Here is a 9,409-nt window from a genome sequence, read left to right as displayed (position 1 = left end):
TACAAGACAGATGCTCTGCCAGCTGAGCTAAGTCGGCAACACTTTGTTACGATTCAAATTGAAATGTAACTAATACGGGTGAAAGGACTTGAACCTTCATGTCCAAAGGGACACTAGAACCTAAATCTAGCGCGTCTGCCAATTCCGCCACACCCGCAAAACTAATTTAAAACCATTAAGCTTAATGGAGGATACAGGGATCGAACCTGTGACCTCCTGCTTGTAAGGCAGATGCTCTCCCAGCTGAGCTAATCCTCCATATCTTGCGAAACAACTATATAAGTATACCTAAAAGTAATAAAAGTTGTCAACGATAAATTGACGTCTTTTTAAAATATTTCGCAAGAAAAAATTTTTCCTAATAATTTACCTTATAAATAAGCACTTTCAAACAAAATAAAAACAGACATTCCTTGATATCTAGGGATGTCTGCTCGTTTAATTTTGCTATAAATAATTGTTTATATTACTCTTCGCTATCTGAATTATCTTCTGGTCTCATAGTTGGGAACAAAATAACATCACGGATCGATGGAGCATCAGTTAATAACATAACCAAACGATCGATTCCGATTCCAAGTCCACCAGTTGGTGGCATACCGTATTCCAATGCTTCCACGAAATCATCATCGATATGTTCCGCTTCATCATTACCCTTTTCACGTTCTTCAGCTTGTGCCTCAAAACGTTGCTTTTGGTCAATTGGATCATTTAATTCAGTAAAGGCATTTCCATATTCATGACCAAGAATATAAACTTCAAAACGATCGGTGAAATTAGGATTGTCTTGGCTCTTTTTAGCTAGTGGGGAAACTTCTAGAGGATATTCGTAAACAAACGTAGGTTCCTTGAGTGTTTCCTCGACAAATTCTTCGAAGAATTCAGCAATGATATGACCAACGCCCCAGAATTCTTCGTAATGAACGCCTTTATCATCAGCCAATTGACGTGCTTGTTCAAGATCCATATCTTGACTGAAGTCGATACCCGTTTGTTCTTTAATAGCATCAACCATCTTGATACGTTTGAAAGGCTTACTCAAGTCGATTGATTCGCCTTGATATGTGAATTGTTGCGTTCCTAAAGCCTTATCTGCTGCATGGCGGAACAATCCTTCAACTTCTTTCATAACGTCCGTCATATCCCAATATGCGGCATATGTCTCAAGCGAAGTATATTCAGGATTATGTTGTGTATCCAAGCCTTCATTTCTAAAAGCACGGCCAATTTCATAAACACGTTCAAAACCACCAACTACTAAACGTTTCAATGGTAGTTCCAAAGCTATTCTTAGATACATTTGCATATCTAATGCATTGTGGTGAGTGATGAATGGACGTGCAGTAGCACCACCAGCTTGTGTATTCAAGACTGGTGTCTCAACTGACATGAAACCTTCACCATCTAAATATTCACGAACAGCTGCAATGATCTTAGTCCGTTTCTTAAAACGGTCAAAACTATCTTGGTTGGCAATCAAGTCTAAATATCTTTGACGATAAATTTGTTCCACATTCGTCAAACCATGATATTTATCTGGCAAGGGACGTAAAGCCTTTGCCAACATGGTTACGTGAGTTGCTTTAACAGTCAATTCACCCATATCAGTCTTCATGATCTCACCATGAATTCCTAAATGATCACCAATGTCAGCACGTTTGAAGATGTGATAATTCTCTTCACCAACTTCATCCTTACGAACATAAATTTGAATTTTACCTGAGCGGTCACGGATATCAGCAAAGCCAACTTTACCTTTTCCACGTTTAGTCATCATTCTTCCAGCAATTACAACTGGGAGATCTTGTTCTTCCAAGGTCTCTTTATCTTCGTCACCATATTTGTCATGGATCTCTTGTGCTAGAGCAGTTCTTTCAAAACGTGAACCATATGGATCCACGCCTTCATCATAAAGCTCTTGCAATTTTTCACGACGAACTCGTAGTTGGTCGTTCATTTGTCTTTGTGCACCTGTTGGCTTCTTTTGATTACTCAAATTTCTTCCCCTTTTCCTACGAAACTCTACTTGATCTAGCTTCGCGTTTTTCGTAGTCTTCGATAAATTTATCCAGAATATCGAATACTTCCTTCATAGTATCTACTTCCATGACCTTTGCACGTGTTCGTACAGCATGGGGGATACCTTTTAGATAGTAAGCAGCCTGTGACCGAAATTCTGGTACAGCAACTTTCTCACCTTTTAAGTCTACCAGACGTTCGAGCTGAATTTTAGCAGTATTTATTTTTTCTCGAGGTTCTGGCTCTGGTAATAACTCACCTGTTTCCAAATAATGCTCCATGGCATTAAGTTTCCACAGATTACCCAAAACTGCCCGACCGACCATTGCTGCATCCGCACCGACTTGCTCGATCATATACTTAGCATCTTCTGGAGTTTTGATATCACCATTGCCCATAAATGGAATAGTTAGTTTCTCAGCAACGTCATGCAAAATGTCCCAATCAGCCCTACCTTGATAAAACTGTGCTTTAGTCCGACCGTGCATAGCAATAGCTGCTGCACCGCCTTCTTGTGCAGCCAAGGTATTTTCAACCGCATAAATATGGTCACTGTCCCAACCCGTCCGCATTTTTACGGTCAAAGGTTTATCGATTGCTGAGCTGACAGCTTTGACAACGTGATAAACCTTGTCAGGATCAAGTAGCCAGCGTGAGCCAGCGTCTTCCTTAGTTATTTTCTTAACTGGACAGCCCATATTGATATCAATGATATCAGCGTTCGAATTCTCTGAGACGTAGCGTGCAGCTTGGACCAAGGAATCTTGATCACCGCCAAAGATTTGAATGCTGACCGGCTTTTCTTGTGGATTGACATACAGCATGTCGAGTGTTTTTTTATTGCGGAATTTGATTCCCTTATCGCTGACCATTTCGCAAACCACTAATCCTGCCCCAAACTCCCGAGCAGTTAGTCGAAAGGACGAATTAGTGATTCCAGCCATCGGTGCTACCACGATTTGATTAGGAATCGTGACATTTCCAATTTTCCATTCCATAATTTGTACCTCTAAATTTTCAATTACAACTTGTCATGATAGCAAATTTTTAACTGTGATAGCAAATCACATTACTTCTTTGAAGCAATTATCTCAGCTAATTCTGCTTCTGAGAATTGATATTTATTACCACAGAACTTGCAAACAGCCTCAGCACCGTGATTTTCATCGATCATTGATTGCAATTCATCACCTGATAATGTAGCTAAGGATTTAGAGAATTTTTCTTTTGAACAATCACATTTGAATTGAACTGATTGTGTGGAGAGAACCTTCATTTTTATGCCATTCATCAATTTGTCCATGATGTCTTCGGGACTTAATCCCTCATTCATTAATTCAGAGATGTTAGGAACAATCTTCAAATTATTTTCGATCTTCGTGATTGCATCGTCATCGGCACCAGGTAGAGTCTGAATCAAGAAACCACCAGCTTTGCCGACTGATTCGTTTGGTTGAACAAAGACAGAAACTCCCACGGCTGAAGGTATTTGTTCAGATTTTGCCATATAGTAGGCAAAATCATCACCAATTTCTCCAGAAACGATTGGTGTTTGTCCTGTAAATGGTTCCTTCAAATGCAAATCTTTCGTAATGCTCAAGGTACCCTTAGTTCCGACTGCACCACGAACATCAATATGGTGTTTATCATTCAATGGCAAACTGACATGAGGATTTTGAATATAGCCTTTGACAGTTGCAGAAGCATCTGAGTCAACGACGATGGCACCTGAGGGTCCATCAGCAACGATCCTAGTTGTTAAAACTTCGTCTTCCTTCAAAGTCGAAGTTGCTACTAGAATCGAACCAATCATAGTTCTACCTAATGCAGCAGTGGAATTAGTCCAAGTATCATGACGTTTTTGTGCTTCAGCCACAGTTTGGGTAGCATCTACCACGTAGACACGAAACTTTCCATCAGTTGAAACAGCTTTTAATAGTTTATCTGCCATAAATTTACTCCTTCGTAAGAAAAAGCGACTCTTGCGAGTCGCTTCTTTTGTTATTTATTATTGTCGTCTGAATCATCTTTTTCAGAAGGGAATTCAATCTTATCGGGATCGTCATCGGACTTCTTTTCTTCAGATTGACTATTATTTGAATCCTTCGGTGCTTTTTCAGAACTTGCATCTGAATCTGAACTTGAATCAGCTGATCCTGAACCATTTGAGGAATTAGAGTCATCATTATCATCATCAGATTTAGTTGTTTCATTCTTTTGCTTTTCAGCATCTTTAGCTTCAACAGCGCGCTTAGCTTGTTCATAAGTAGCAGCACTTTCACTTGGGAATTCAGTATTCTTGTCATTTTCTGGCATCTTGCCGTGATCATATAAACTAAGAATTTCTTTTTCGTCAAGTGTTTCATATTTAAGAAGTGCCTCGGCAATCAACTTATGTTGATCACGGTGACTCTCAATGATCTCACGAGCTTGTTCATGACCTTCGTCAATAATACGTTTAACTTCTTGGTCAATAGCCTTAGCAGTATCTTGAGAATAAGTAGGTTCAGCACGATAACCACCAGCACCAACTGGCTGTCCATCTTTTTCAAGTTGAACCGTACCTAATCGATCAGTCATACCATATTCAGTGACCATTGTTCTAGCAATATTAGTTGCTTGCTCAAAGTCATTTGAAGCACCTGATGATTGTGAACCAAAGATAATCTCTTCAGCAGTACGTCCACCAAGCAAACCGGCGATTTGTTCAGTTAATTCTTTCTTAGTTAACAAGTTTTGATCATCCTTAGGAAGCATGATGGCATAACCACCAGCACGACCACGAGGAACGATAGTAACTTTTCTAACAACACGAGAATCATTCAAGACTAAACCAATCAAAGCATGTCCAGCTTCGTGATAAGCAACCATGTGACGCTCTTTATCAGAGATGACACGATTTCTCTTAGCTGGTCCAGCAATAACTCTATCTTCAGCTTCATCAATATCAGATGAATCGATTTTAGTCTTATGACGTCTAGCTGCAACTAAAGCAGCTTCGTTTAGAAGGTTTTCTAGGTCGGCACCAACGAAACCAGGAGTTTGTTGAGCGATAACCTTTAAATCAACATCATCTGTAAAGGTCTTGTTCTTAGAATGAACCTTCAAGATGGCTTCACGTCCCTTAACATCAGGACGACCAACTAAGATCTTTCTATCGAAACGACCTGGACGTAGTAAAGCAGGATCTAGGACATCAGAACGGTTAGTAGCAGCCATAACGATGACACCCTCATTACCAGTAAATCCATCCATTTCAATCAGCAATTGGTTCAACGTTTGTTCACGTTCATCATTACCGCCACCGGTACCAGCTCCACGCTGACGACCAACGGCATCAATTTCATCAATGAAGATGATTGAAGGAGCATCTTTTTTAGCGTTTTCGAACAAATCACGAACACGAGATGCACCAACACCAACGAACATTTCAACGAAATCTGAACCAGAGATTGAATAGAATGGTACTTTGGCTTCACCAGCAACAGCTTTAGCAAGTAAAGTCTTACCAGTACCAGGAGGACCTTCCAAGAGGACACCAGATGGTATACGAGCACCAAGTGAAACATATTTACGTGGATCTTTTAAGAAGTCAACGACTTCAACCAGTTCCTGTTTCTCTTCTTCCGCACCAGCAACGTCAGAGAAACGAACTTTATTTTTCTTAGGATCTTGCGGTTTGACTTTGGATTTTCCAAAGCTCATGACTCGGTTGGCACCGCCACCTTGTCCGCCACGACCCATTAAAGCGAAGAAAACAAAGAAAATAAGTACTAATGGTACAACGAATGAAATTATTAAGTATACCCATTGACTAGATTGTGACTTTGCTGCGGCAGTTGTTTTAACATTCTTCGCCATTGCAGCACTATTAATCTGTTTTAAAGTGTCATTGTTAGGAAGAACAGTTGAAGTAAATTGTGTAACCTTTGAACTTGAACTATTGTTACGACCTAATAATGAAACTGATTGGGTAGAATCAGATTTTTGAGCTTTCTTATAGTCACCGGTAACTTGATAAGCTCCACCGATTGGCTCAATTTTAAAGCTTTTGACCTTACCCTTTTTCAGTTGTGTAATGAATTGATCTTGGCTCAAAGTCTTTGATTGATCATTTGACTGACCGCCCGCAAACCAACTAGCAGCAAGAACCAATACAACAAATAATAAGATATAAAACAGACTATTATTAATTAGTCTATTTCGATTATTTTTCATATGTTTCCTCCTAAACTTAGACGTTACATATTGTAACATTAGTGGATATTAACACAATAATAATTGTACTGCTAATTTAACTATTTTGTGGAATAAATCTCTTGTTTTAAGACACCAACGTAAGGAAGATTACGATATCTCTCGTCATAATCCATACCGTAACCAACTACGAATTCATCAGGAATCTTAACACCATTATAATCAACATGAACATGCTTGATCCTTCGTGAAGGTTTATCCAAGAAAGAAACAATCTTAATTGAATTAGCGTGACGTGTCTTAAACAGCTCGATCAAACGGTCCAATGTATAACCAGTATCAATAATATCTTCAACAATGACCACATCACGATCACGCAATGAAGTATCAAGATCCTTAATGATCCGAACGTCTCCAGTTGTCACAGTGTTTTCACCGCCGTAACTTGAAACATCCATAAAATCATATTCCAAAGGAATATCAACATGCTTGATCAAGTCCATCATAAACATGGCCGCACCACGTAAAATACAAACGAACAAGGGATTCTTACCTTGATAGTCAGCAGTCAATTGCTGACCCAAGCGCTTATTGGCTGCAGCAATCTCTTCCTCTGAAACCAAAACTTTTTCTATATCGGGATTCATTCTTATACCTCATTAAAATCAATTTTGTAGAATATTTGTTTCTTAATTAAATAGTCACTTATATTATATATTTTTTCAACCCAAACAACTTGATTATCGAACAATAATATTGGGATTTGTGCTCGTTTTTTGGCTGGAACCTTCTCATTGATAAATCTTTTGCTCAATTTCTGATGTTTTTGATGGTCCAGCAACAGCCTGTCACCTGGCTTCCGAGTCCTTATTCGCATACTATCTGGTCTCTTGGTCACGGCAATGTCAGCATTCTCCTGGGTAGTCTCAAATATTTTGAATCTCCGTTTGCCCAACGAATATTCTTGACCAGGCTTGATTGCCAAATCAAAACTTGCTAATTCATCAGGTTGGGTGATTTCAAAATCGAGATAACTACGTCTGAAACGCCAGCCGTTCTCTAAATCGACTTCGCTATTAGGTTTTTCTGACTTGATGACTGCAATAATTTGTCTAATTTGTTTATTGCTGATCGACAAATGCGGCATTTTTTTAGTGAACAAGCGTCCCCAAAATAAACTTTGCTGATTAGCTGGAATTTCTTGAAGAGATCCAATCTGACCGGAAATGGTAGAATCGGTCTCTTGCAGTTTCATCTCTGACTCTAGTCGGTCGAATTTATCGGCGGCTATAGAAAGCAAAGCGTTCATTTGTTGATCAAACAAACCAAAATGTCGTAGCAACTGGCCATTCTCCGTTTGCAATTTGGGTAAAATATCACTCCTTAGACGATTACGCATGGTGATATCCTCAAAATTTGACTCATCTTGAACATAGTTGAGTGAGCGTTGCTGCGCATAATCATGTAAATCTTTTTTTGAAGCGGTCAGCAATGGTCGCACAATTTGTCCATGACCGAATTCCCGCTGACTTTTTAAACTGGTGATCTCATAAACGTTTCCTGATCTAACCAACTTCATCAAGATATTTTCTGATAAATCATTAGCGTGGTGGGCTGTCAGTAAAGTGTCAAAGCCATTTTCTCGCATGATTTGTTGAAAATAGTCATACCGAAACTCTCGAGCGGCTGCCTCAACACCGACATTTGCCTGATTATGATTCCACTTAGTAGTAAAAAATTGAATATCACGATTATGACAAAATTGTTGAACGAATTCGGTCTCTTTTGCACTGGTTGGTCGCAAGTCATGATCAACATTGACTATCCCCCAGGCTCTTTTGGACCAAATCTGGTCAACAATATCCGACAGGGCCATGGAGTCTACCCCGCCGGATACAGCGACTAGTATTTTCTTAGCTTTATTCTGCTGTAAAACATGTCTAACTTGACTGATTAAATCAATTTCTGCAGTCATTTACTCTCCTAATTAAAAAGGTTGAGACCAACAGTCCCAACCCCTAGATTATTTAGCTACGACGACCGCCACGACCGCCACGTTTGCCTTCAGTATTCTTACGAAGTGTACTCAAACGTTCCTCACTTTGTTTCATAAAGCCTGACATCATATCGTCAAAACTTTCAGCATGATGTTGTTGTGGTCTTGGCTTTCTTTCGTGGTGATGACGAGGTTTTGGTTTGTCGGATGCTTGCTTGATCGACAAAGCTATTTTCCCATCTTTGTCGTTCAAAACTAACACCTTTACAGTATCTCCGACTTTCAAAACATCATGGATATCTTTGACATAACTATCAGCAATCTCACTGATATGAACCATGCCGCTCTTATTATCTCCTAAATCCACAAATGCTCCAAAATTAGTAATGCCGGTAACCTTACCTTCTGTTTTGGATCCTACTTCAACTGTCATCTAAATTAATAATTCCCTTTCCCTATTTTTGTCCGATTGGGTCATTAACAGGTAAATTGTAAACCTGTTCACCCGGTTTAGAATACATATATTTATCACGAATAAATTTTTCCAAATAATTCGTATCTTGTAACTGATTAAGCTGAACCTTTAAATCTTTTTCGGTCGCCTTTTGCTTTTTCAATTTCTGCTCACTTTGCTCCACTTGGGCATTCGTTTGAGAATAGGTCCGTTGTGACAAAATGATTTGTGAACCAAAGAACAAGATCACAATGGCAAAGAGTGCGCCTAGAAGAATCAATCTTCGTTGATGGACTTTTGCCACATAATCAGATTCATTTTGATTGGTTTTTGCAATTGAATCACGTTTCGGAGTAAGTACCGAGACGTTTGAATTGGCTGTGTTTCTTATCTCCATGCCATGTTCTCCCCCTAAAAAAAATCATTAGGTTAAGTATACCAACAACCAGAGGGATTTTGTTAAATTTTTATATTTTTTAAACTTTGGTTAAGAAATTAACTAACTAATTTCTTCATACAAATCGGCTGATTCGTTCTTTTTAGTAGTCTCACGGGTGTTCAAGACACGGACTTTCATCGTTCTTTCACCAAAATGTAATTCAATAGTGTCACCTTCGGTAACATCAGTTGATGATTTGGCAACTCGGTCATTGACTAAAGCACGACCGTTATCTGTGAACTCTTTGGCGACAGTTCGTCTTTTAATAATTCGGCTTACCTTTAAAAATTTGTCTAATCTCATA

The 9,409-nt window shown here is 39.1% G+C and carries 9 protein-coding genes and 2 tRNA genes; all 11 read right to left on the bottom strand.

Annotated features, from left to right (window positions below; genetic code table 11):
- Positions 1-73: 73 nt before the first annotated feature.
- A tRNA-Leu gene (locus FC27_RS08570) sits at positions 74-157 on the bottom strand.
- A 28-nt stretch (positions 158-185) separates the two neighbouring features.
- Positions 186-258 (bottom strand) — tRNA-Val (locus FC27_RS08565).
- Between the two features lie 208 nt (positions 259-466).
- Positions 467-1,957, bottom strand: a complete 1,491-nt coding sequence (gene lysS / locus FC27_RS08560) for a lysine--tRNA ligase (protein ID WP_040521312.1) — start codon at positions 1,955-1,957, stop codon at positions 467-469.
- A 55-nt stretch (positions 1,958-2,012) separates the two neighbouring features.
- Complete coding sequence (gene dusB, locus FC27_RS08555; protein ID WP_010624936.1) at positions 2,013-3,017, bottom strand: tRNA dihydrouridine synthase DusB; 1,005 nt, start codon at positions 3,015-3,017, stop codon at positions 2,013-2,015.
- Between the two features lie 71 nt (positions 3,018-3,088).
- Positions 3,089-3,970 carry an Hsp33 family molecular chaperone HslO gene (hslO, locus tag FC27_RS08550; protein WP_010624937.1) on the bottom strand — a complete coding sequence of 294 codons (882 nt, stop codon included), beginning with the start codon at positions 3,968-3,970 and terminating at the stop codon, positions 3,089-3,091.
- A gap of 50 nt (positions 3,971-4,020) precedes the next feature.
- Positions 4,021-6,237: an ATP-dependent zinc metalloprotease FtsH gene (gene ftsH, locus FC27_RS08545; RefSeq protein ID WP_010624938.1), complete on the bottom strand. Its 2,217-nt coding sequence runs from the start codon at positions 6,235-6,237 to the stop codon at positions 4,021-4,023.
- A gap of 80 nt (positions 6,238-6,317) precedes the next feature.
- Positions 6,318-6,863: a hypoxanthine phosphoribosyltransferase gene (gene hpt / locus FC27_RS08540; protein WP_010624939.1), complete on the bottom strand. Its 546-nt coding sequence runs from the start codon at positions 6,861-6,863 to the stop codon at positions 6,318-6,320.
- A 2-nt stretch (positions 6,864-6,865) separates the two neighbouring features.
- A complete protein-coding gene (gene tilS / locus FC27_RS08535) occupies positions 6,866-8,191 on the bottom strand; it encodes a tRNA lysidine(34) synthetase TilS (RefSeq protein ID WP_010624940.1) in 1,326 nt (441 codons plus the stop codon).
- Between the two features lie 52 nt (positions 8,192-8,243).
- Positions 8,244-8,645 (bottom strand): S1 domain-containing RNA-binding protein, encoded by a 402-nt coding sequence (locus FC27_RS08530; RefSeq protein WP_010624941.1) that lies wholly within the window; start codon positions 8,643-8,645, stop codon positions 8,244-8,246.
- A gap of 22 nt (positions 8,646-8,667) precedes the next feature.
- On the bottom strand, positions 8,668-9,063 hold the full coding sequence (locus tag FC27_RS08525) for an FtsB family cell division protein (protein ID WP_010624942.1): 396 nt from the start codon (positions 9,061-9,063) through the stop codon (positions 8,668-8,670).
- A 102-nt stretch (positions 9,064-9,165) separates the two neighbouring features.
- Positions 9,166-9,408, bottom strand: a complete 243-nt coding sequence (locus FC27_RS08520; protein ID WP_010624943.1) for an RNA-binding S4 domain-containing protein — start codon at positions 9,406-9,408, stop codon at positions 9,166-9,168.
- Position 9,409 lies beyond the last annotated feature (1 nt).

The sequence above is a fragment of the Companilactobacillus versmoldensis DSM 14857 = KCTC 3814 genome (assembly GCF_001434295.1).
Lineage (GTDB): Bacteria > Bacillota > Bacilli > Lactobacillales > Lactobacillaceae > Companilactobacillus > Companilactobacillus versmoldensis.
The sequence above is the reverse complement of the archived record's forward strand: the minus strand, read 5'-3'. Positions and strand labels throughout refer to the sequence as shown.

Bases quoted from the DNA above. Each gene is read 5' to 3' on its own strand.
- lysS (WP_040521312.1), bottom strand. From the start codon at position 1,957: ATGAACGACCAACTACGAGTTCGTCGTGAAAAATTGCAAGAGCTTTAT.
- dusB (WP_010624936.1), bottom strand. From the start codon at position 3,017: ATGGAATGGAAAATTGGAAATGTCACGATTCCTAATCAAATCGTGGTA.
- hslO (WP_010624937.1), bottom strand. From the start codon at position 3,970: ATGGCAGATAAACTATTAAAAGCTGTTTCAACTGATGGAAAGTTTCGT.
- ftsH (WP_010624938.1), bottom strand. From the start codon at position 6,237: ATGAAAAATAATCGAAATAGACTAATTAATAATAGTCTGTTTTATATC.
- hpt (WP_010624939.1), bottom strand. From the start codon at position 6,863: ATGAATCCCGATATAGAAAAAGTTTTGGTTTCAGAGGAAGAGATTGCT.
- tilS (WP_010624940.1), bottom strand. From the start codon at position 8,191: ATGACTGCAGAAATTGATTTAATCAGTCAAGTTAGACATGTTTTACAG.
- FC27_RS08530 (WP_010624941.1), bottom strand. From the start codon at position 8,645: ATGACAGTTGAAGTAGGATCCAAAACAGAAGGTAAGGTTACCGGCATT.
- FC27_RS08525 (WP_010624942.1), bottom strand. From the start codon at position 9,063: ATGGAGATAAGAAACACAGCCAATTCAAACGTCTCGGTACTTACTCCG.
- FC27_RS08520 (WP_010624943.1), bottom strand. From the start codon at position 9,408: ATGAGATTAGACAAATTTTTAAAGGTAAGCCGAATTATTAAAAGACGA.